This is a genomic window from Anaerococcus sp. NML200537 (genome assembly GCF_026131715.1).
Classification (GTDB): Bacteria; Bacillota; Clostridia; order Tissierellales; family Peptoniphilaceae; genus Anaerococcus; species Anaerococcus kampingae.
Genome location: NZ_JAMXSL010000034.1, coordinates 1 through 22,945, shown reverse-complemented (window position 1 = coordinate 22,945; position 22,945 = coordinate 1). Strand labels below are relative to the sequence as shown.

At 36.6% G+C, this 22,945-nt stretch carries 21 protein-coding genes; 3 read left to right on the top strand and 18 right to left on the bottom strand.

Translation table 11 applies throughout. From position 1 onward, the window contains the following. Positions 1-191: 191 nt before the first annotated feature. The gene (locus NH288_RS09190) at positions 192-1,160 is read right to left on the bottom strand and encodes a 3-hydroxyacyl-CoA dehydrogenase (RefSeq protein ID WP_265214827.1); all 969 of its coding nucleotides are present in this window, start codon (positions 1,158-1,160) and stop codon (positions 192-194) included. 216 nt (positions 1,161-1,376) lie between these two features. On the opposite strand from NH288_RS09190, the gene NH288_RS09185 reads away from it, so the two are divergent. Beyond that, complete coding sequence (locus NH288_RS09185; RefSeq protein ID WP_265214825.1) at positions 1,377-2,861, top strand: hypothetical protein; 1,485 nt, start codon at positions 1,377-1,379, stop codon at positions 2,859-2,861. Positions 2,862-2,943: 82 nt separating this feature from the next. On the opposite strand, the gene NH288_RS09180 is transcribed toward NH288_RS09185, so the two are convergent. Further along, a complete protein-coding gene (locus NH288_RS09180) occupies positions 2,944-3,816 on the bottom strand; it encodes a LysR family transcriptional regulator (RefSeq protein WP_265214823.1) in 873 nt (290 codons plus the stop codon). A 105-nt stretch (positions 3,817-3,921) separates the two neighbouring features. Here NH288_RS09180 and NH288_RS09175 point away from each other — a divergent pair, with 105 nt between their 5' ends. Next, positions 3,922-4,956, top strand: a complete 1,035-nt coding sequence (locus tag NH288_RS09175; RefSeq protein ID WP_265214821.1) for a YeiH family protein — start codon at positions 3,922-3,924, stop codon at positions 4,954-4,956. 96 nt (positions 4,957-5,052) lie between these two features. Here the strand turns inward: NH288_RS09175 and NH288_RS09170 are convergent, their stop codons facing one another. The 5 genes from NH288_RS09170 to NH288_RS09150 all read right to left on the bottom strand — a co-directional run bounded on the left by NH288_RS09170 (position 5,053) and on the right by NH288_RS09150 (position 10,886). Beyond that, positions 5,053-6,150, bottom strand: coding sequence for a HigA family addiction module antitoxin (locus tag NH288_RS09170; protein WP_265214819.1), 1,098 nt, complete (start codon positions 6,148-6,150; stop codon positions 5,053-5,055). Next, on the bottom strand, positions 6,143-6,472 hold the full coding sequence (locus NH288_RS09165; RefSeq protein ID WP_265214817.1) for a hypothetical protein: 330 nt from the start codon (positions 6,470-6,472) through the stop codon (positions 6,143-6,145). Before NH288_RS09165 ends, NH288_RS09170 begins: the two co-directional genes overlap by 8 nt. A 67-nt stretch (positions 6,473-6,539) precedes the next feature. After that, the gene (locus tag NH288_RS09160; RefSeq protein WP_265214815.1) at positions 6,540-6,758 is read right to left on the bottom strand and encodes a hypothetical protein; all 219 of its coding nucleotides are present in this window, start codon (positions 6,756-6,758) and stop codon (positions 6,540-6,542) included. Between the two features lie 350 nt (positions 6,759-7,108). After that, positions 7,109-7,582 (bottom strand): restriction endonuclease subunit S, encoded by a 474-nt coding sequence (locus NH288_RS09155; RefSeq protein WP_265214829.1) that lies wholly within the window; start codon positions 7,580-7,582, stop codon positions 7,109-7,111. 16 nt (positions 7,583-7,598) lie between these two features. Beyond that, on the bottom strand, positions 7,599-10,886 hold the full coding sequence (locus NH288_RS09150) for an N-6 DNA methylase (protein WP_265214814.1): 3,288 nt from the start codon (positions 10,884-10,886) through the stop codon (positions 7,599-7,601). A gap of 542 nt (positions 10,887-11,428) precedes the next feature. Here NH288_RS09150 and NH288_RS09145 point away from each other — a divergent pair. Next, on the top strand, positions 11,429-12,730 hold the full coding sequence (locus tag NH288_RS09145) for a hypothetical protein (RefSeq protein WP_265214812.1): 1,302 nt from the start codon (positions 11,429-11,431) through the stop codon (positions 12,728-12,730). A gap of 251 nt (positions 12,731-12,981) precedes the next feature. Here the strand turns inward: NH288_RS09145 and NH288_RS09140 are convergent, their stop codons facing one another. The 11 genes from NH288_RS09140 to NH288_RS09090 form a co-directional block, all read right to left on the bottom strand. Continuing rightward, positions 12,982-14,373 (bottom strand): S41 family peptidase, encoded by a 1,392-nt coding sequence (locus tag NH288_RS09140; protein ID WP_265214810.1) that lies wholly within the window; start codon positions 14,371-14,373, stop codon positions 12,982-12,984. Next, a complete protein-coding gene (locus NH288_RS09135) occupies positions 14,360-14,707 on the bottom strand; it encodes a hypothetical protein (RefSeq protein ID WP_265214808.1) in 348 nt (115 codons plus the stop codon). Before NH288_RS09135 ends, NH288_RS09140 begins: the two co-directional genes overlap by 14 nt. 1 nt (position 14,708) lies before the next feature. Continuing rightward, a complete protein-coding gene (gene tsaD / locus NH288_RS09130) occupies positions 14,709-15,719 on the bottom strand; it encodes a tRNA (adenosine(37)-N6)-threonylcarbamoyltransferase complex transferase subunit TsaD (protein ID WP_265214806.1) in 1,011 nt (336 codons plus the stop codon). Then, the gene (rimI, locus tag NH288_RS09125) at positions 15,712-16,140 is read right to left on the bottom strand and encodes a ribosomal protein S18-alanine N-acetyltransferase (protein ID WP_321161884.1); all 429 of its coding nucleotides are present in this window, start codon (positions 16,138-16,140) and stop codon (positions 15,712-15,714) included. The genes tsaD and rimI overlap by 8 nt, the downstream gene beginning before the upstream one ends. Continuing rightward, entirely contained in the window at positions 16,127-16,810 is a 684-nt protein-coding gene (gene tsaB / locus NH288_RS09120; RefSeq protein ID WP_265214802.1) for a tRNA (adenosine(37)-N6)-threonylcarbamoyltransferase complex dimerization subunit type 1 TsaB, read from the bottom strand. The genes rimI and tsaB overlap by 14 nt, the downstream gene beginning before the upstream one ends. Further along, positions 16,791-17,237 carry a tRNA (adenosine(37)-N6)-threonylcarbamoyltransferase complex ATPase subunit type 1 TsaE gene (gene tsaE / locus NH288_RS09115; protein ID WP_265214800.1) on the bottom strand — a complete coding sequence of 149 codons (447 nt, stop codon included), beginning with the start codon at positions 17,235-17,237 and terminating at the stop codon, positions 16,791-16,793. The genes tsaB and tsaE overlap by 20 nt, the downstream gene beginning before the upstream one ends. A 113-nt stretch (positions 17,238-17,350) precedes the next feature. Beyond that, the gene (locus NH288_RS09110; RefSeq protein WP_265214799.1) at positions 17,351-19,789 is read right to left on the bottom strand and encodes an ATP-dependent Clp protease ATP-binding subunit; all 2,439 of its coding nucleotides are present in this window, start codon (positions 19,787-19,789) and stop codon (positions 17,351-17,353) included. Beyond that, a complete protein-coding gene (locus tag NH288_RS09105) occupies positions 19,776-20,756 on the bottom strand; it encodes an ATP--guanido phosphotransferase (RefSeq protein ID WP_265214797.1) in 981 nt (326 codons plus the stop codon). The genes NH288_RS09110 and NH288_RS09105 overlap by 14 nt, the downstream gene beginning before the upstream one ends. Next, a complete protein-coding gene (locus NH288_RS09100) occupies positions 20,753-21,337 on the bottom strand; it encodes a UvrB/UvrC motif-containing protein (RefSeq protein WP_265214795.1) in 585 nt (194 codons plus the stop codon). Before NH288_RS09100 ends, NH288_RS09105 begins: the two co-directional genes overlap by 4 nt. Positions 21,338-21,339: 2 nt before the next feature. Then, positions 21,340-21,801: a CtsR family transcriptional regulator gene (locus NH288_RS09095; RefSeq protein WP_265214793.1), complete on the bottom strand. Its 462-nt coding sequence runs from the start codon at positions 21,799-21,801 to the stop codon at positions 21,340-21,342. Between the two features lie 144 nt (positions 21,802-21,945). Next, positions 21,946-22,170, bottom strand: a complete 225-nt coding sequence (locus NH288_RS09090; RefSeq protein ID WP_265214792.1) for a hypothetical protein — start codon at positions 22,168-22,170, stop codon at positions 21,946-21,948. Between the last annotated feature and the right edge of the window lie 775 nt (positions 22,171-22,945).

The window sequence follows — 22,945 nt, the reverse complement described above, 5'->3', positions numbered from 1 at the left end:
ATCCAGTTTTGTAATGTACCTTCGGGTATATCATATTTTTTAGCAACCATCGGACTGCCTCCAGATTCCCCTGATAAATATTCCGTTACTAGTTTGATTTTAAATTCTTTTGTGTATTTTGGCATACTAAAACCCCTCCATCCGTATTCCGGATTTTGGGGTTCAGGTCAAAATCCTCGCCTTTTAAGCTTTTATTTGATTTTTCTACCCTTTTCGTCATATTTGTAGAAACCTTCGCCTGCTGCCATGCCGGTTTTACCTGCTTCTATCTTTTCTTCAAGCATTTTTACAATCTTACCTGCCATTGTAGATGGGTCATCTGCCCCTTCCTTGTATTTGGCAAGGTTGTATGGTGTCATAAGGCCTATAATATCTAGGATTTCGAAAGGTCCTCTTGGGGCTCCTGCACCAACTTTCCAAGCCATGTCTACATCTTCAAAACTTGCATATTCGCCTGCTACTAGCTCTTGGGCTGCACTTAATAGTGGTACTAGAAGGGAATTTAGAAGATAGCCTGGCCTTTCCTTTTTGATTACTACTGGAATCATGGTGATTTCTCTGGCATAGACTTCCACAGCTTCTCTTACCTTATCAGATGTTTCTGGTGTTACCATAATCTCTGCAAGGTTATTTCTCCAGATGTGGTTGGCAAAGTGGAAGTGAAGATAATTTTCAGGTCTGCCTGCATCATCCTTGAAAGTTGATGGGAGCATGGTTGATGAGTTGGAAGCTAGAATTGTATCAGCTCCTAAAAGGTCCTTAATCTTTTTAAAGAAGTCGTGTTTTACATCTGCAACCTCAGCTATAGCCTCGATTACAAAGTCTGCCCCTTCCATGGCCTTGGCCAAGTCTGTTTCGTATTTGATTGATTCGTAGGCTTTTTTTACATCCTCTTTTAGCTTATCAATCTCTTCTGGGCTTATATTTGCAAAATCTTCTATCAAGGCCCTTGCATAATCTGGATTTTCTTTACCAATTTGAGCCTTGGCATGGTCTAGCTCTGCCAGATAGGTCATATATAATTTTTCAATTTTTGGCTTAGCTCTACCGATTGATTCCTCGCTTCTTAGCCAAAAAGTAACATTTTTTCCTCTATAGGCTGATTGAAATCCGATTTGACTACCTAGGACTCCACCGCCTGCAATTACAATATTTTTCATCTTTTCTCCTCTCTTTTCTCTTATAAAATTACCCCAGAATATCTCTTCTAAACACTTTTTGCAAAAAAATGTCAATCTATAAAAATCACCTGTCAAAATAAGCTTCAAACTCAAAAGCAACCACAAAAAATATCTTAGTAATTAGATACCTCAATAAAAGTTTTTAAACAAAGTCGCAATATGATATAATAGAATAAAATAAACTAAGGAGCCACCATGAAAAAGAAAATATTTGGTATACTTGCCCTAGCCTTTATCCTGTCATCATGCAGTATGGTGAAAAATGACATAGATTTTCTCCTAAGACAAGGTAAAATCCGTGCAGGCAAGGCCAGCGAAGACTACGCCAAGGACATCTTAGGCGATGACTACTTTGATTATGAAAATGAAGATGAAGATATGCTCGAAGATGAAGACTTGGATGAAATTGATAATGACGAAGACATCCTAGAAAAGGATGAAAACGGCAATGCTACTATAAAAGATGGCCAAGATACTATCAAAAAGAACAACCAGTTCGACCTTTTTGCAGACCTTCAGGGTAAAATCTTCTACGATTGCCTGGTAGACAGCGGTGAAAAAATATATTTCCGCAAGGATGGCAATTTTGATGGTTCATGCTACTACGGTGATGGTCAAAATATGTCCTACAGCCTCTTTAAGGGCCAATTTGCCAACCCTAAAAAAATTGACGATAATACCTATAGCGTTAGACTAACAAAGTTTTCCTACCAAACCCCAAAATCTGGAAGTTTTGAAGAAAATGGGGTCACAACTAGGTATGTCGATGCACACAACTTTAACCAAGGCATGCTCGGAGAAGAATTCACCTTCCACTTGCCAGACTCAAAGATTACAGACCTAGAAAACAAGGGCTACACAGTAGATCTCTACTACAAACCTGACTATCCAGATGGCAAGGCAGGAGCCTACATGCTATCCAAAAAACACCACAAAGAATACACCGACATCAAAGACCTAGTATTCATGAAAGAATATCCAGATGTAAAAAAAGGAAACATCGACGAAAACAACTCAAACGTCTTTGAACTAGGCAAGCAATTCCCAAAAATAAGCAACGAAGATCCAACAAGCCAGACCAATGGGCCAAAGAAGACACAAGGCATAAACACAATCACCAAGGAAAAATTTAGCCACTCTGAAGGTATATCCATAGGCGTAAGGATCCTAGAAAATTACAAAGAAGAGAAAAAACAAGCCATAGGTGGGGTCAAAGACCTAGAAGGCGGCCTAAAATTTATAGAATATTCAGCCAATATCTTATATAACATCGGCCAATCAGCCTATTTTAAAGATAGGTTTGAAGATAAAACCCTATCAGACCTAGACCTAGAAACAAAAGATCCTCAACCAGTAATCAAAATCCTAGGCAACATCAGAGACAAAAAAGAAATAAAAGCAGAAAACAAAACAGACCCAAAAATTACAACCTACACCCTCCTAGCCAGCAAAAGAACAGGCGAGAAAATCCTAATCAGCCTAGACTATTGCGGAGACATAGACACAGCCACCTTCATCCAAGAAGATGGAAGTGAACTAGTCAAAACCTGGGCCATCCCAATGGGAGTCTACAAGGTAAAAGACAAAGACCTAGGAGAAGTCACAGTCTACAAATTCGCCGCCGGCGAAGGCACCCAACAAGCAGCCTATGAGATATACGGGGATACTTACGGGTTCTAAATTTATGCACTAAAAGAGGGAGCTTATTTAAGCTTCCCTTTTTTAATACTAATTACTCAAAACAAGAACACACATCTTTTTCTTACAATTTTTCAGCTATTTCTAAATACAAATCCAAAAATATGGAGTTCTTGCTGGCCACAATAGACATATCATGGGTCAGATTAAAATCCTCCAACTCTACAATCCTAAGTTCCTTTTCCCTCAATTCCTTTTCAACACAAGACTCAAACAAGAAGCTAATACCGCAGTCTGCCTTAAGAAGCTCAACAATAGCGTGCATATTATTAATCTCAATAATATTTGCAAAATCCTTTGTATCTATATTATCCATATAGAGGAAATTTTTAAGAATTGCAAGAGTACCAGACCCCTCTTCCCTTATGATAATCCTCTCATCTAGCAAATCAGTCAGCTTTGTGATAGGTCTTTGAAAAACATGGTCCCTGTGGCAAATGCATTGGACCCTATCACTCTTATATTTTTTGGCAAAATAATCCTTACCATCCAAAAACCCCTCAATAATTGCAAAATCAATCTTCCCACTATCAATATCCCTCAAAATCTCATCGGTATTTTCATAATAAATATGAAAATCACAAGTCGCTTTCTCCTTAATCAAGGCAATTAGTTTATCAAGGACTATATACTCACCAACCGACCTCGTAAAACCAAGAGAAATCTTCTCCCCCTGGGATTTTTTCTTGCCAAGGAGCTTCCTTAGCCTATGCTCGTCATTTGACATGGAAAGGAGCGCCGCCCTTAAAATCTTGCCCTGGTCAGTCAAAGATAAATTTTTCTTATTCCTACAAAAAAGCTTACAATTATAATAATTTTCCAAATATTTAATATGCTGAGATATGGCAGGCTGGGTAATATTCAGACTCTCCGCCGCCTTAGTAAAATTAAGATACTCACAAACCGCCAAAAAACTTTCAATTCTAAAATCCAACATAAAATCCTCCCTAATAATCATAACAAAAATTTATAATATAGTAAATAATTATAATTTTACATTATGATAATCCCCTGCTATAATAAAAAAACGGAAGGAGAAAACATGACAAAATCAATAGAAAAAAATATAAGGGGAATCATACTCTGCCTCCTAATAGCAAGTATATCTCAATTCATAGGCAAAAAAGTGCCCCTAGTAGGACCTGCAGTATTTGCAATACTAATAGGCATGGTCCTTGGTCAAATAATCAAAAACAAAACACCCTACATGGACGGAGTAAGATTCACCTCAAAAAAAATCCTACAATACGCCGTAATCCTCCTAGGATTCGGACTAGATTTAGGTCTAGTATTAAAAACAGGAAGAGAATCACTACCAATCATCCTATCAACCATATCAAGCTCACTATTAGTAGCATTCATAGCCAGCAAAACAGGCCTCATCAAAGACCACATAGCAACACTAGTTGGAGTAGGTTCATCAATTTGTGGAGGATCTGCCATAGCAGCCGCCGCACCAGTAATAGATGCAGACGAAGATGAAATCGCCCAAGCTATATCAGTAATATTCTTTTTCAACATCCTAGCCGCTCTTCTTTTCCCAAGCCTAGGACAGCTAATCGGCTTTAGCCACGCCAACGGTCACGCCTTCGGAATATTTGCAGGATCAGCAGTAAACGACACATCATCAGTCACAGCCACAGCATCCACATGGGACACAATATTCAACCTAGGAAGTCAAACCCTAGATGAAGCAGTCACCGTCAAGCTAACCAGGACCCTCGCCATAATCCCAATATGCCTAGGCCTAGCCTTCATAAGAATGAAAAAAACAGACACAGATGATAACAAAAAAATATCCATCAAACAAATATTTCCATTTTTCATAATATATTTCATAATAGCAAGCCTAATCACAACCATAGCCCTCGCCAAGGGAGTAGACATAGGATACTTCAAACCCTTCAAAGACCTATCCAAATTTTTCATAGTAATGGCAATGTCAGCCATAGGCTTCAACAGCGACATAGTAAAACTAGTAAAATCAGGCTCCAAACCCCTAGCCCTAGGAGGAACATGCTTCATAATCATCACATCAATAACCCTAATAGGAGAAAAACTCATCGGACTGTTGTAGGAAAAAAATTAAAATGAGATTTATGTAAGTTAAATTCACGCAATAAAAGAGGAAGCTTCCTAAGCTTCCCTTTTTAAATTCAATAATTTACTTAACCTATGCAGATTTAACTTCATCATTATCCAGACTAATTTCATAATAAGTATTATAAGAATTGTAGGCTTTGTGATCAATCAGGCCATCATTTTTAAGCCTTCCTGTAAGGATACAAGTAAGCACATTTTCTGCTTCCGCAAATTTCTCTATAGCATCTATAGAAAAGTCCCCACCTTCTACAAAATTTCTATACCCTTCCTTATCAATCAAAAAGTCAGCTGCAAAATCATTAGCAATTCTTTCCTTAGATTCGTATTCTTTAATATCCAATTCATTGGTATAAAAATCTTTTTTTACAATATGGCCCAATTCGTGTAATAAAGAAAACCAAAAAATATCCGCCCTCTTATTCCTATCGGTAATAAGCAACAAGACAGAGCCATTTTTAAACTTTTTACAAGCCCCATTTAGTCCAGAATTTCTAAGGTGTGGCAAGGCAACTAAAACAATTCCGCAATCTAACAAAATATCCTTTAAAGCAGGAAGAAACTCATCATAATCTTTTAAAATCAATCTCTTGATTTCTTCATAAGATGATTTAAGCTTATTAATATTAAGCTTCGTATCAGTCTTATTTCGAGAAATGTTCTCAGCAAGCTCCAACATAACGTTAGAGTTAACAATAGACTCATCGCTAAAAGCATCCTTATTTCTGTAGCTAACCTGGGAATTAAACTTCTTAAAATACAAAAGATTTGCCACATTAAGTTTTGACCTCAAAACCTCTTTTTTTTCTTCTCTAAAATACTTTTTATCCTCAATAAGGCCATGAACTTTAAAATATTTTAAATCAATCTTATCAACAACTTCATCCTCATCACTTACCACCCTAGCCTCAATCTCTGCCTTCTTCTTATCATAAGCATTTTGAAGATTCATCCACATCTCAAAGCTAATAGAAGTTAGCTGTTCAAGTTTGTAAGCTAAATCAGGACTGATATTGCAAAGACCATTAACAAGCTCACTAACAGTCTTAGAAGAGGTACCAAGTCTTTCTGCAAATTCATTTTGACTAATATTTAAATCATCAATAATATCCTCAACATAAGATCCTGGGTGAAATCCTATTAAATTTTCATATTCAATATAATTACTCATAATGTTTCCCCATTTCTGCTATATAAACATCTTCGATATAAATTGCATTTACAAAAACATCTTCCTCATCAAACTCCAAAATAAGCCTATAGCCGTCTCTCCTAGTGCCTATATCAATGGCATACTGGCCCTTCCTGTCAGCCTTCAAATCATGAAAATGAAAAGGTCTAAAATCTATAATAAGGCTAAGATTAGGAGCCTCATTAATAAAGTTAATGGCTTTAAGCAGCCTTCTTCCAACCTTATCACCAAAGTCTTTCTTGGCAACTTTAAGGTCAGTACACTGTTTTTCTAATTTTTTATTCTTATAAAGAATTTTCATATGAGCTCCACAAAATTACCTTTTAGGTAATATCATTATATATTGAAATACAAAAAATTCAAGAAAACTAGTCAACCAGCTTCATATTAAGAATAGGTACCTCACAAGTTTTTTCCTGGTATCTCTGAGAATAAAAAACATCCTCAGCATAGGATAAAAGCTTAGCCTGCCTATCCTCAGTCAAAGAATCAAAAATATATAAAATATTATCCCTAGCAGGCAAGCCCTTCTTAATAGCCTTCCTAGACTCACGAAAATCCTCAAGCACCTTATCAATATCCTTCATAAAAATCCTCCTTTGTATGTTTCTAATATAATTGTACATTAAGAGTCCAAATGCGTCAAGGGTAAGTGTCTTTTTATAAATTCGAAATTAATTAGCCTTGACAAATAACCACAAAAAAAGCCAGGTGATGTATGTAAAATACACTCCTGGCTTTTTTGTGGTAGACAAGCCCAATTGTCTACCCATCATATTATAAATATTATATGAAAATTCAGTAATCTTTAAGACTTTTACATTTTGTACTATTACAACCAATAAGCTTAATTAAAATATTGATCCTGGTATATAACTGATTTCAAAACTTTTCACCTAATCTTCTTGGAAATCACAATCTCTAATAACTCTATTCATTAAATATATTTTTTTAAAGTCTTATTTATTTCTACATCCAAGTCTATTTGATTTTCTGTTAATGCTTTAATTTTGCTCTCCAACTCATAGACTTTGTTCATCTCTGTGTTCTGGATTTCAATATTTGGTAAATCTATAGTTAAACTTTTTATCCTATCAATTGATGCCCTATGGGACCTTGAAAATCCAATAGAATCTCCTTCTTTTTTTAATACATATGTCATGTATCTTGGATTAATTATATCTTCATCAACTTTCATGACACCGCAATGATCCGTAGGATAGAACTCATACCCTTTAGGGAGTATATTTACCATCCAGTCTCCATCAATCCCCCATATAATACTAGGTGAATCAAAATCTTTTAATAAATTCTTATCTATATTACCAATAGGTTCAAATACGTTTGCACTATATACTGGTATTCCATTTTCTGTTAATTCATTTTGGACAACTCTCTTTCCTATAAATATGCTGAATAGGTTGGAATCACTTAGTCTGTACCCCCCCCCCGCTAGTTTTTATGACCTCAAGATTTTCAAAAATCTTTTGTATTTGCTCCCTGTATTCTTCAATCTTCATTCGGGTATTTTCATATTTTTCTTCAAGTTTTTCACATTCTGAAATTATTTTAGCTTGAACGTCTAACGGAGGAACAGGCATTTTTATAGTTGATAAATCTCCAATACTTATACTTGCTTGATTTATAGCTCTCTTGCATAACCTTTGAACCTCTTTTTTGAAATATTCTAATTTAGTAAATAAATAAACAAACTTACTATCCACTATATCATCATTTACCTTAATTCTTAACGTATTAATACCATGAATTATTTTTTTATCACTGTCAAAGTATGCAGTCTTTCCAATATGATCCAAACTATTTATATGGCTTAAGGCTATATCACCCTTTTTCCAAAAATAATCATCATCAACCTCATCGTCTGTGTACTGAACTGAATTTAAATCAAATTTTTCTGATGATATAGTTTCAATTCTAGATACCATATATTTTTTTCTATCCGTACTTTGTTCTACATCTTTTCCATTTTTTATATATAAACATATTGTTCCAAGGTTTTGCAATATATAATTTGATAGAATTTCATTTTTGACAGATAATCTTATACTTTTGTCAAATTTTTCTCTTTCAAAATCTAGCATATTTTTAGTATCTAGATAATTTAAATATTCTATCAGATTTTCTGGAACTTCTATAATATCGTTATTAAAGGACTTATTTACAAATGTAGCTATATGATTAACGCTCTTTGAATTATCGGGGTTATAAAGCATTCCACCCATTTCTATGATATCAATACCCTCACTCCCTTTTCTATTAGACCATTTATATCCTAAGAATTTATATTGATCAGATATTTTAGTAGGAGCGTTTATAACTAATGTTTTTTGTTCCCTAACAATCGCAAAGTAGAGCAATTTTTCTTTTTCAATATCTTTAGCATATGAATAAAAAATATTGTTTATTTCATCTACTTGTTTTTCTTTTGGTAATTTTTCAAATGTCTTTCTACTTCTTAAATTCTTAAGTTCGGTAGAGTTTTCAAATACATCTGCATACATCCTAAAATAACTATTTTCTATGAAATCATTATAATTGATCTTTTCTTCTATAAAATCAATATAAACATCTCTATTTACTCCTATATGATATAAGTAAGCATTAAATATTTCATTATCCATCCATTCATTAGTCATCATATTATTAAAAATTGACTCTACCGAATCTTCAATAATTTTAAAATATTTGGGTGGTTCATTATATTTTTGTAAAAATAAGACAATAGTATTTTGACCTGTTGCCCCAAATGTCTTATTTCCAAATTGTGCTACAGCCTTAATCATAAAGTTTTTTAATATCTCGCTCCTAGCTCCCTCATAACTTTTTTGAGTGTTACTCAATAAAGGTGAAGGTAATATTACTGCTGCTATACCATTAGGTTTTAATAGTTGATTGATTCTTTCAACAAATAAAACTTCTATTTCACTGCCTTCATTAGAAATAAATTCTGCCAATTCAAACTCATTTTCCTTTAATTTTAAATGACTTTTAAATGACTTTACAGCATAAGGTGGATTTGCAACCAAAATATCGAAGGAATTGTCTGTTATTCCCTTCTCTTTATGATTGTCTAATCCATCTCCAAAAATAATATTCCCATCTCCAGCTCCGTTCATAAAAAGAGATATTTTTGAAACCCTTGCTAATCTATAGTCTTTTTCAATGCCATAAATGTTTTCCCTTATCCAACTATTATCATTATTTGATTTTATCTCATTAATAATATCAATTCCTTCTGTTAAAAAATGACCACTTCCGCAAGCATAATCTATGATTTTAGGGTATCCATCAGGTTTTGAAAGACTTGATAAATTTTCTAATGGTAGGGATTCCCATATAAATCTTGTGATAGGTATAGGAGTAAAGAACTGTCCTTCATTTTGTTTAAAACCCTGGTTTAATAGTTGCTCAAATAGATCTCCCAAAAATTGATGTTTAGAAGGATACACTATTCTATATGGTTCAAATAATTTAACAACTTCTACCAATATCCTACCATTCTGTTTAAAAAGATTTTCATTGTGCACATCTTTAAAGGCGAAATCACTATTTGAAAAAAATTTTAATTTTCTGAAAGTTTCTCTCAAGCTTTCTATAGCATTTTTTCTATTCTGACCTTTGTATTCTGAAAATAACGAAATAGGATACTCCGAAGAAACATAAAAAATTTCTTCTTTCATAAATTTATCCATTCCCTCCTTATATAGTCTTTGAAGCCTATCTAATAGTGTTTCATAAGTATCAGTTCCAAACTTATATTGAAACTCAACAATGTCATCTTCATCTTTATTTATCTCATCTACTAATTTACATATAAAAAGAGCCGTCAATTTATTAAAAGCATTTTCTTTATCAGATACATTATTATGCCTTAAAATCTCTTCAAATTTATTTACAATTTTATCTCTTGGATTAAATTCTTTTAAATCTTTTTTTCTAAGAGGCTTTTCACCTATATTGTAGGCAACAGTATCTTCTGATAAAATTAAATCTCCATATATTTTTTTATCATAAGTGTCAACCCAGGTTCTAAAAGTTTTTTCTTTTGAGTTTGCATATTCATATAATTCCAAGCTTTTATCTTTTTTTGCTTTCTCCAAAGTTTCTTCTGTGTCAAATACTGGAATAGTCTTTACTTGGTGTTCTAATTTCCCATCTTTAAAGTCTGAAGCATAAAGCATAAGCCATTTCGTAGATTTTTCTTGCTGTAAATATGAAAAGAGTTGTCCTCCATCTGTCTTTAAAGTGTTCAGTTCTTTTTCAAATTCATCTCCATAGGTCTTACACTCAATAATGAAGAGCATATCATCACCTGTTGCATTTTTAACACAAATGTCAGCTCGTCCACTCTTTTGCAAATGTCCTAATGACCATCTCTTTTCTATCTCAATATGAGAAGGTAGATATCCTTTTTCTAATAATCTATGAATACATTCTAAGACAACAAAATTTTCATTATCTGAAAAATTTGTTGTCTGCCTCTCATTAACTATCAACCCTTTATCAGTTGGATAAATAATCTTTTCATTATTAAAGTCTACTATTATATCACAGTTAGATTCTATAAAATTGTAAGAAAAATCTCCTTCATCTTCTTCATATCCCAGATATAATAATAAGTCTTTCAAATTTTTTTTTGTAATCATATTATGTTTTCCTCCATCAAACATTTTAAAATCTACTGTATATAACATTCTCACATTCCCTTGTACTAATCTTTTACTAACATAAAAAACTTTTGAAAGATGTTATTAATTTATTCCCATTTCAAAAACAACATATATTAAATTATTCATTTCCTAGTAGTAATAAATTATAGAAATTTCTATACAATACTAAATACCTCGTTAGGTATTATTATATCATATATTTTAATAACCTTTAGAATTAATAAACCAGATACATAGATTAAAATACTATTATTAAAGAGGTGTTTCTAATATTTTTGTAAAAGTGTATAATAAAATTGTAACATCTAATATTCTACATTTCAAAAGTAATTTCCTGCTTTAACAATTGAATAAACTATACATTCAAACCCAACTCTTAGGAATTTCCTAATAGTTCAAAAAAATATTTACAAACATCATAGAGCAGGCTCTAAAGGGTCTGCTCTTTTTATACTTCTTTACAAAAGGCCCAATTTCCCACAAATAGGCCAGCTTTTTAAGGCTTTTCTTGTTGATTTTTCCCTATATTTCTATATAATATATCTATATGAGTAAAGGAAGATATTATGAGAATTAATTTTAAGAAAACTCTAGCGACTTTTATGGCTTTGGGGCTCTTTGTGGGGCTTTGTGGCCAATCTTTTGCTAGTGATGATGATAAAGTGGCTAATTCATTATTTCAAATTCTTGCAAGTGATGTGGTTAGCGATGATGAAAATACTGAGCTTACGGTGGATTTTGCTAAGGATCCTCTCTATATTGAGGAGTTTGATGCTAGGTTTGCCCTTATTTCTAAGATTGAAGAGGCTAGAAATATCCCAAGCCTTGATTTGACTGATTATGTCAAGCTTGTAAATACCAAATCCGCTGATAAGGAGGCTCTTGCGGCTGGGCTTGATTCTTTGACCAAGCTTATGGATGCTAGTGGAGAGAAGGTCGCAGTGGACCTTGATATTGCAGCTATCAAGGCTAGGGTCAATGATTATATCATTAAGGGCGAGCTTTTCTATGCTGATAAGCTTGATAAGACCGACCTTAACACCCTCCATGCCTATTATGAAGCAGCTATAAATTCGCTTTATTACAAGAATACATCTGGCGAAGCAAGAAAATCCTATGATGATATTTTTAAGGAAGTCTATGAATATTTGACCTCTGCCAATGAGAAGATTAAAAATGGCGAGGCTTTAAGTGAAGCTGATAAGGCAAGTATAGAGGACTTATACAAAAAGCTTGACCAAGTAGTTAAAACAAATACCGCCAAGCCTCTCAAACACGAGTCTACATCTCTTAGAAACCCTAGCTACCTATCTAGCGGCAATGAGATGAAGGTGGGCGAAGATAAGATTAACGAGAATTCCGCCTTCTACAAGTCTAGCAATCCTAAGATTAAGGAGGCTTACGAAAAATTATCAGCTGATCAAAGAAAAGAGCTTGATAATATGAACACTGACAACAACGACTATATCAGTGAAGATGAACTCAAGAATGACGGAAGATTTACCCTACCTCTTGACGATAATAATTTTATCAAACAATTCCTAGAAAGCGAAGTTAAAGCCTCTGACTCAAGCCAAACAACTAGTACAGACCAAACAAGTTCCACACCTGCAACAACCACAGTCACAGACAATAGCCAGACTACAAGCACCGCCCCAAACCCAATCAGCGGCACACCAGAAACAGTGACCATAGGCGGAGCAGAAGACAAGTCATCACAAACAGATGACAAGAAAGATGCCCCAACCAATACCTCATCCACATCCTATGTAAAAACAGGTATAAAAGGCATAGCCTATGTTGGAATAATTTTAGTAGTGGCTATAGGAGCCTTTGCAATCCTAAATAAAAATAAAGACAAAAAATAAGACCAAAGCCTGAGACCATAAACTCGGGCTTTTTGCTTGGGGAAATTTTTAGATATATTATCCAAATTTCTAATAAAGCCCTTAGACCAATCATTGCAAATTCAGACAATCCTATATAATTTGATCTATTATATAAAGAATCTCCAATATAGTATTCATTATATAAAGCCTACTAGCACACACCCATTGATAATGATAATTAATCTTTATAACTAGCTTTTCCCATTTAAAAAGAGACCATTTTGGGTCTCTTAATTTTGAATTTGGCTTTCTATGCTTTGTAGGGATTGTCTGTAGGTGCCTGTTTCTATGTCTGGGGTGGTTGGGTTTTCTTCGTTGATGGTGCCATCTGGGGCATAGCCTAGGGTGTTGGTGTAGGTGTAGACTAGGCCTGAATTTGGGAGGACTGAGTTTATTACTCCAAGTGTTATCCCGTCGCCTCCTGTTTGGCTGCCTACTATGGTGGCTAGCTCTGTGTGCTTGATGAAGGATGCGAAGCCTTCGGCTGCTGAGAAGACGTCTTTGTCGACTAGGAGAAAGATTTTACCTTCGTAGCCGTTGTCTTTTTTGCTTTCGTCTGGGTTTATGGCTACGATGTCTTTGATGTAGTAGGCGAAGTCTTTTAAATCTTCTGCATGGTCTAGTTTTATGCCTGTGATGTCGACGTTTGAGAGTTTTTCGACATTTATGGTGTCATCTGATAAGAGAAGTCTGGTCTTGGCTGAGTCTTTGAAGAACATGTGGTTTGTGACTTGTTTTGGCTCTGTGACTAGCTTTGGCAAGAGGAAGTTTTTCCAATATTCCATGTTGCCGCCTACATTGTCTCTTATATCTATGACTAGACCCTTGTACATGTGTTTGTTTCTTAAGAATTCGTCTAGGATTTCCTCATCCTTTTCGATAGACTTATCATCTAGCATCTGGCTTACTTTGAGGATGGCTAGGTCACCTTCGCTGGTTAGGCTGAGGTTAGCAGCTGTTTTGGCATCGCCTGATTTTTTCCTTCTTATTTTGCCTGAGTTGGCCCTGGATTGAACGCCTTCTAGGTCATACCTGTTTCTGACTGCTTGCCTATTTAGGTTGATAAATTCATAGTAGATCGATGGTTGGTTCCAATTTTGTGAATAATAGCTGAGGGTGGTCTGTACATAGGCCCTGTCGGCGATTTTGGCGTGGTAATTATGAAGCTCTCCCATGATGTCTGTTATGGCGTCGATGAAGTCTTGGTCGTTTTCGCAGGCCTTTATCCTTGCTAAGTAGATATCGTGATTGGCTAGAAAGTCTATGTCATATTTCCTATCTAGGACACCAAAGAAAGGATAATTTTCCTTTAATTCTGCAAATAGGTATTCGAAGTCTTCGACCATTTCGGCCTTGGTGAGTTTTTTAGGCTCTTGTGGGGCTGGGAGTTTGAGCTTAGCTGGACCTTTTAGGGCTTTGAACCACTTTAGATATTTTTCTTCGCTAAATTCTGCGATTTTGTCTGGATAGAAGCTTTCTGTTAAAGGGCCTATATTTTCTTGCATGTCTCTTTCCACCCTTGATTTTTCAAGGCTTGCCAGTCTTCTTTTGACACAAGATGTGGATGATAGGCCTATTAATATTAAGAGAACTAGAAAGATTAGCTTTTTACTTCTTCTCATCTAGGCCTCCTCTTATGACCCAGTCTCTCTTGTAGATGTCAAAGAGGATGGCTATATTTCCCAGTGGGTTGACTAGGGAATAGATTATTAGAAGAAGACCTAAAAAGGCAAGTCTTCCTTGCTCGGATTTTTTGATTGCAGCTGGGCTTTTGCTTGTGGATAAGCTAACAAGTCCATAAATTGCGGCTAAGACCCCGAATATTTTCTCAAAGATTTCCTTGTAATAAATCCCAAAGCCAAATATGCCTAAACCGGCTAGGACCCAGATTAGGCTTGAAATTTTGTTTAGTTTATTATATTTTTTTAATGACGAATTTTTCTTTCTTCTTTTCATATCATAAGTCTAGGTTGGGATAGACTTTCATAAAGTTGTCATCCCTTATGCCTGCCTGGTAGTCCAGGTAGCCTGCCATTGCTATCATGGCTGCATTGTCTGTACATAATATCGGATCTGGATAATAAAATCCAATCTCTCTCTTGCCTAGCTCTTCTTCAAATCTCTGTCTTAGTCTAGAATTGGCTGCAACTCCCCCTGATATGGCGAAGTTTTTGTAGCCTGTTTCTTCTAGAAGCCTTAGAGATTTGGCGACTAGGACATCTACTACTGCTTCTTGGAAGCTTGCCGCAAGGTCTGCCTTGTTGACTTCTCTTCCCTTTTGTTCTTCTTGGTTGGCATAGTTTAGGACTGCTGTCTTTAGGCCTGAGAAGGAGAAGTCGTAGGAGTCTTTTTCTAGCATGACTCTTGGAAAATCAATTGCTGCTCCATTACCTTCCTTGGCTAGCTTATCAATTTTGGGGCCGCCTGGATAGCCTAGGCCAATCTTTCTTGCTATCTTATCGTAAGATTCGCCGGCTGCATCATCTCTGGTGGTACCGACTACTTCTATATCTGTGTAATCTTTGACCTTGCAAAGATAGGTGTGACCGCCTGATACGACTAGGCAGATGAAAGGTGGCTTAAGGTCTGGGTTTGATAGATAGTTAGCACAGATGTGGCCTTTCATGTGGTTGGCTCCTACAAGGGGTGCACCAGTGGCTAAAGCTAGGGCCTTGGCTGCTGATATTCCAACAAGGAGAGAGCCTATTAGACCTGGGCCCTTGGTTACAGTAATCAAGTCTATATCATCGTAGGAAAGGTCTGCATCTCTTAGAGCCTTTTCTATGAGAGGATTGATGGCTTCTAGGTGCTTTCTAGAGGCAATCTCCGGCACAACCCCACCAAAGAGCGCATGGATATCTATCTGGCTTGAGATGAGGTTGGTTAATAATTCTCTTTCGTTTTTTAGGATGGCTACAGAGGAATCATCGCAAGATGTCTCTATGGCCAAGGTATAAAAATCACTCATGTATCTTCCTTATCATGTTGTAGGCATCTTCGCCTGTCTTTTGGTAGTAATTTTTTCTGATCTTTTGGCTTACAAAGCCGAATTTCTTGTAAAGCTTGATGGCGACGGTATTTTTGGTAGAAACTTCTAGCCAAATCTCATTTACATCGCTCGCTTCGCTTCTTTTTATAATATCGTCTAAGAGGATTGTTCCAATCCCCTCTGCCCTGAAATCCTTATCAACCGCAATGGTGAAGATTTCAACAACATCAAGGATATGGCTAACTATATAAAAACCTACCACTTCCCCGTCCTTTTCATAGACTATGTGTTTTAGAAATGAGTTGTCTTCAAATTCTTTGAGGAGTTGTTTTTTTGTCCATGGCTCAAAAAAGGAGTCATTTTCTATTTGATAAACCCTATCTGTATCATTTACAGTCATTTCTCTTATCATTTTTCAAAAATTCCCTTTCCGCCTGGCTCTTTCTAAGGTAATTTGGACCTATCTCAAAAAGTGGCCTTGGCTTATAATCTCCTGTCTGGGCCAGTCTTATCAGGCCGCCACCAATGCAGGTATTAAGGTTGATTGGAGCCTTAACTGCCCTTTCAAATTTATCAAAGTATTTATCATTAAGAAGGCCAATGAGTTCTACCTCAAGGCCCTTGTCATTGACAAGCCTTGCAAAGTCATCGATTTCGTAAAGGTCTTCCTTGATGATTTCATTGAGATTTTCATCAAAAAGACCTGCATAAACTCTGGTAGACCTGGCATCTATCATCGGTGCCCTAAATTTATTTGAAGTAGAGCCAGCTGCCATGGCTCTTAGGGTTGAAATTGTAAGTAGGTCCTTATTTTCCACCTGGGCTAGGGTCTTGGCAATGGTCATGCCTATCCTAAGGCCTGTGAAAGAGCCTGGACCATGGGCAATGATAAAGGTGTCTATATCTGAAACCTTCATACCAAGAAGATCAAGAAGGGTCTCAATCATAGGCACCAAGCTTTCTGAGTGGGTCTTTAGTTGGTTGACATTAAAGTCCCCCAAGATTTCCTTATCATCGGCTATGGTCACAGTTGAAATCATTGTAGATGTATCAATTGCTAAGTAATTCATTAATCTTCCTCGCCCTTTCTGTCGAATCAGCTATCCTTATCTCTCGTCTATTTTCATCAAGCTTTTTAATCTCTATATCAATCATATCATCTGGCAGGTATCCGCTTACATTTTCTGCCCATTCTAGGAAGGTGATAGCGCCTTCTGGATAAAAATAAGTTTCAAAATCTATATCAAGAATCTCATCTGGGTCCTCAAACCTGTAGAGGTCTAGGTGGTAGACAGTCCTATCGCCCTCATAAATATTGACCAAAGCAAAGGTTGGCGATGAGGTGTCATTGATCCCGTAATTCTTACAAATGGCTGTAACTAGGGTAGTCTTGCCACATCCCATGTCAGCCTTCAAATTTATTACATCCCCATCCTCAAGGATTGGGGCAAGCTTATCTGCAAATTTCTTTAATTCTTCTAAGTTATTAATAATCATAAAAGCCTCTCATTCTAATTATTATACCACAAGTAGGGCCCATAACTAAAGGATTTGGCCCTTATATTGGCAAAATAAAAGCAGTCCCGAAATTTTAGGGCTGCTTTTAAAATTTATTTGACTTTTAAGGCCTCTTTTTTGATTTTTTCTGCGACCTTGGTATTGCTTATATTTATAAAGACTAGACTGTCATTTCTGACTGATATTCTGATTGTCATGTCCTTATCTAGCTTATTATCTAGGATATCTTCTGCTAGTCTATCGTCAATCATCTTTGTGATGTGGCGTTCTAGTGGCCTTGCTCCGTATTCGCTGTTAAAGCCTTCCTTGGCTAGAAGATCTACTAGCTTGTCGTCATAGACGATTTCTATGCCTATTTCCCTGAGTCTTTCCCTGGTTTTTTCTAGCATGAGTCCTGTGATTTCCTTGATGTCCTTCTTGCCTAGGGCATTGAACATGATTACTTCATCTAATCTATTTAAAAACTCTGGAGCGAAGGAATCTTTTATTGCCTGGCCAATTACTTCCTTGGCCTTTTCATTGTCAGCTGCCTCTTCATCTTCTGCTAGGCTAAATCCTATAGATGTGGACTTATTAAGGCTTGCTACACCTACATTTGATGTCATGATTATGATTGTATTTTTGAAATCTACTGTCCTGCCTTGGCCATCTGTGAGCCTTCCATCATCTAGGATTTGGAGGAGGAGGTTGAAGACATCTGGGTGGGCCTTTTCGATTTCATCAAAGAGGATTACTGAGTATGGGTGGGTCCTGACTGATTCTGTAAGTTGGCCACCTTCTTCATAGCCCACATAGCCTGGAGGAGATCCTACTAGTCTTGAGACTGCGAATTTCTCCATGTATTCACTCATATCCATTCTAATGAGGTTTTCTTCAGAACCGAAGAGCTCCTTGGCTAGGCTTTTGGCTAGGTAGGTTTTACCGACTCCGGTTGGGCCTACAAAGATGAAAGATCCTATTGGTTTGTTTGGATTTTTAAGGCCGACTCTTGCCCTTTTTATGGCGTGGGCTACAGATTCTATGGCATCATTTTGGCCGATGACTGTTCCTGCTAAGTTTGTATCAAGCTTTGCATATTTGGCCTTTTCATCTTCTGTTAGCCTTTCTACTGGGACTTTGGACCAGCTAGCGACTATATTTGCTATCTCTTCATAGCCTATGGCTAGGGCCTCTGAGACTTCTTCTTCCTCTTTATTTTCTAGGTCGAATTTCTTTTGGTTGATTATATCACGAAGCTTGGCTGCCTTTTCAAAATCTTGGTCAGCTACGGCTTGGTCCTTTTGATTTTTCAATTCTTCTAGGATATCTTCTGGATCTTCGTCTTGAGGATTTTCCTTAAAGGCTGCAATCCTCACCTTTGAGCTTGCCTCATCTATGAGGTCTATGGCCTTATCTGGAAGGAACCTGTCTGTGATATACCTGTCTGATAGGTCTACTGCCGCATCTACTGCCTCATCTGTGATTTTGACATCGTGGTGGTCTTCGTACTTATCCTTTAGCCCAAGAATTATCTTTTTAGCATCTTCCACGCTTGGCTCATCGACTTGGATTGGCTGCATACGGCGGGTGAGGGCTGAGTCCTTTTCTACGTGTTTTCTGTATTCTTCAATGGTTGTAGCCCCTATTATCTGGATATCGCCCTTGGCAAGGATTGGCTTTAGGATATTGGCTGCATCCATTGATCCTTCTGCGGCTCCTGCCCCTAGGACCATGTGAAACTCATCTATGAAAAGGATGAGATTGTCAGATTGGGCAGCTTCTTCGAAGAGCTTCTTGAGCCTATCTTCAAAGTCTCCCCTGTATTTGGTGCCTGCGATCATGCTTGCCATATCAAGTGATAGGATGGTCTTATCCTTCATGATGGCTGGAAGCTTGCCTTCGACAATTTGGGCTGCAAGGCCTTCTGCGATGGCTGTTTTTCCTACACCTGGTTCGCCGATTAGGATTGGGTTATTTTTTGTCCTTCTCATTAGGATTTGGACAATTCTTTTTATTTCATCATCCCTGCCTATAACTGGGTCAATTCTGCCATTTTCTGCCATCTCGTTGAGATTGGTGGTAAATTTAGTTATATTTTCGCTAAAGGCTGAATTTGATTTTTCGCCTTCCTTGGCCTGTTTGCTTAAGTCCCTTAGGTTTTTCTTGATTTCTTCCTTGTCCACTCCAGATAGGAGGAACATGATATTAGTGAAGGAATCCTCGTCATTTATGATAGCTAGGAGGACATCTTCCTCGCTTGTGGTCAAATCCCTTCTTTGCTTGGCATAAAACCTCGCAGTTTCCAGGGTTTTTCTTACCTTTTTGCTATATTCTGTGGCTGGTCTTATGGCTGTGCCCTTGCCTATATTATTTATGACTATTGAGCGAAGGAGCTCGTAATTAGCGCCAGCCGCCTCTAGGGCCTTGCTAGCATCTGAACCTGTCTTCATTAGGGCAAGCAAGAGGTGTTCAGTGCCTATATAATCATGGTTTAGGCCATAAGACTCACGTCTTGCTTGCTGGGTAAGTCTATTAAGTCTATTGTTTTCCATAATGCTCTCCCATATATTTCTTTAAAAATGCTGACCTTTCCTGGTCGAAATTATCCTTGTACTTGTGACTATTTATATTTGCTAGCAAATAGTCGATTTGGTCATTGTCAAGAGATGTATCATATTCTAAAATCCTGTATTTCTTAAGATCATAGAGGTTTTTAGCTAGATTTTCCCTTGATTCTACTAAATTATTTGCTAGTTGGTTTTCAATTATTTTTATTTCTTCTCTTACTTTTCTATCGTCTATATTGTTTAAAATCTTGTAATCTCTTCTAAATCTTCTCTCATTTTTGACAATGGTCGCCAAGTCATTTTCCACATTGGCTAGATATGAATAGACATCTTCCCTATAATTGCCATAGTTTTTGAGCAGATAGACCTTATCTGCGTATGATTTGAGGCCCTTAGGGATGTAATGTCTTGGGAACATGCCAGCATAGACCATGGCTTGCTTAAAGCCAAAGTAGGTCTTTGAATTGTCAATAAGACCAAAAAGGAAGGCCTTGATGGCTATTTCTAGACCGTTGCCAGAATTTCTCGCCCCGCTTGTAAGGTAGCCATATTCACCAGAAAAGGCGAAATCCAAATGTTCATCAAGGACCTTTTCAATCTCATTTGCCCTCATATAGGCTGAGTTAAGATCTAAGTCAAAGCCTGAAATATTTATAGAAAGATGGTCCCTATCATTGATAACCAGGGTCGTATCCCCCTCAAAAACTACGCCGATTTGGGCAAGCTTGTCTGGAGCATCCTCACTTAAAATCATCTGGTCGATTAGTTTATCGATTGTTTCATCGTCAAGGTCAGATAGGAGAAGAAGCTTGTCATCAAAGATATTTTTAAAGATATCAAGTATAACCAGGCTCTCATCATAGGTCATAGTTGTTGGAAAATCATAACCTTTGAGGTTTCTCCTTAGAGAAAGATTGGAAGAAATTATTATATCTTTGCTAAATTCTTTCAATTTTTCACCTTCATATTTAGTTGTTCAATTTCTTCTTTTATATTGGCTGCAAGCTCGTAATCCTCTGTTTCAACCGATTCGGCAAGCTTTTGGGAAAGGTCTTTAATCCTTTCAGCGACCTGTCTAAATTCTCTTTCTGCCTTAGGGAAGCGGCCCTTATATTCTGATAAATTATTGTAGGTCTTAAGGACCTTTTCAGTTAAATTTTTATTCAGATTATAGCAATGAGGGCAACCAAAGATTCCCTCCCTGATATTTGACTCAAGATTGCCACAATAAGGGCAGGCCTTGTCATCAAGGTTCATAATATATTCTAAATCTTTGTTATTTTGATTAAATTTATATTCATAAAAAGAATTAATCACTTCATCAAGGCTAGGCACGAAATTTTTGATAAGGCCTTCAAGAGCCTTGGGATCAAAATTAAGATTTTCAGCCGGAATTTGGCTCACATCCTCATCCTTAGGAAGCTTGGCGTATTTTTTGACGCAATCCTGGCAGAGGTGGATGTCATGACTATTGCCATTAAAAATCACCTTAAGGCTTACAGTCGCATCTTTTCCGCATTTATCACATTTCATAATTAACTCCTCGCTAGTATGCTTAGAAGAAGGCTTCTTACAATACTTGATCTAACTTTATTTCTACCCCTTGGCTCTATATCAGCCAAAGATTTATCGCTAGTGGCATATTTTGCCATCAAAAGTTCATTTTCAGTCAAATACTCCCTCTCAAAAAGATCATCAAACAAGCTATAAGCATTGGATTGACTCATTTCCTTCTTAAGATTCTTTGACAAATAACTTATATAATCATCCTCTTCGACAATGGTTATAATCTTAATAAAACCATTACCACCACGCTTACTTTCGATAAGATAGCCATTATAAGGGGTAAATCTAGTAGATAAGACATAATTTATCTGACTAGGCGAGCAATCAAACCTACTAGCCAAGTCATTTCGCCCAATCTCAAGAGCCCCATCGACGCTATCTTCAAGCATGAGTTTTAAAAATCTTTCAATTTGATTAGTAAGACCTGCCATAAAATCACCTTCAATCTTTCTAATATTATAAATAAAATCTTAATCATGGCAAAATTAAGATCCTAGTAAAGGCCAAAAGATACTGACTATCCCTGACCATCATCTGTTAAATAAAAGAAGCACTTGCTTCTTAGGTAAATTATACTAGATAAGTAGGAATTTACAATTTTTTATCCAAGATAAAAATATTTTAGGGGTGTTTCCCCTAAAACCCCCTTTTTTATTATCCAAGATAATATTATTATTTACTTTAATTCTTCGTATTGTCATCTCATGATGAATTGTTGTCATCAAGCTGATGACTTCGACTAAAGGAGGGGCGAAGGGGGCGGCCGATGCCCCCTCATGCCCCTCCTTAAACCTCCCCATTTCACCCCCTCTCGGCTCCTAAAGCGGAGTGCGGAATAGGAAGATTTTTTTCAAAAATCTTCTTTAGTATGACGGATTACTTCGTATTTAACTATCCTTATTCTTACTGATTTAAAATCAAAAGTCCCCTAAAAATCACAATCTAGTCTAACTAATATTTTTATAGTTACTTGTCGTCTTAGTAGTTACAATATTTTTATTTAAGTCTGGTTGTCAGTGTGATTTTCTTAACGGTGACTTCTGCTTTTAAATCTCCCCATAGATTAGTATCTTATACCAACTCATCGCGATGTTTGCAAAGGCAAACGAGCCTTAATTCTATCTTTACGTCCAGATTCTCTCAGAATACAGAATGATTCTCCCAAGGTCGGGAGATTTTGTAAATGGAGATGCCGTTAAGAAAATCTCCTGACGCACGAGTACAAATAAAGAGTCTGTAACTACTGAGATGTAGAGTGTATACAAAATAAATATTTGGGCTAGATTGAGATTTTTAGGCATCGGAATGTCAAAATCAGCTTGAATTGGTCTAGCCTTTACGAAGAGATCTGTCTACAAAGAGTGGCTTGCCGAAGGCAAGCTTCTGTTTATGCTCCCCGCTTTAGGGGCCGCCTGGGGGTGTAACGGGGAGGGGGTGCAAGGGGGAGCCCGATGAGGGACTATGGTACCCCCAAAAAGTTGTAGCTCAATTTCTTACAATACAAATATATTATAGATTGATGGTGGCCCTTTTCTATAGAAAAGGGCGATTTATCAAGATAATATACTGATTTTT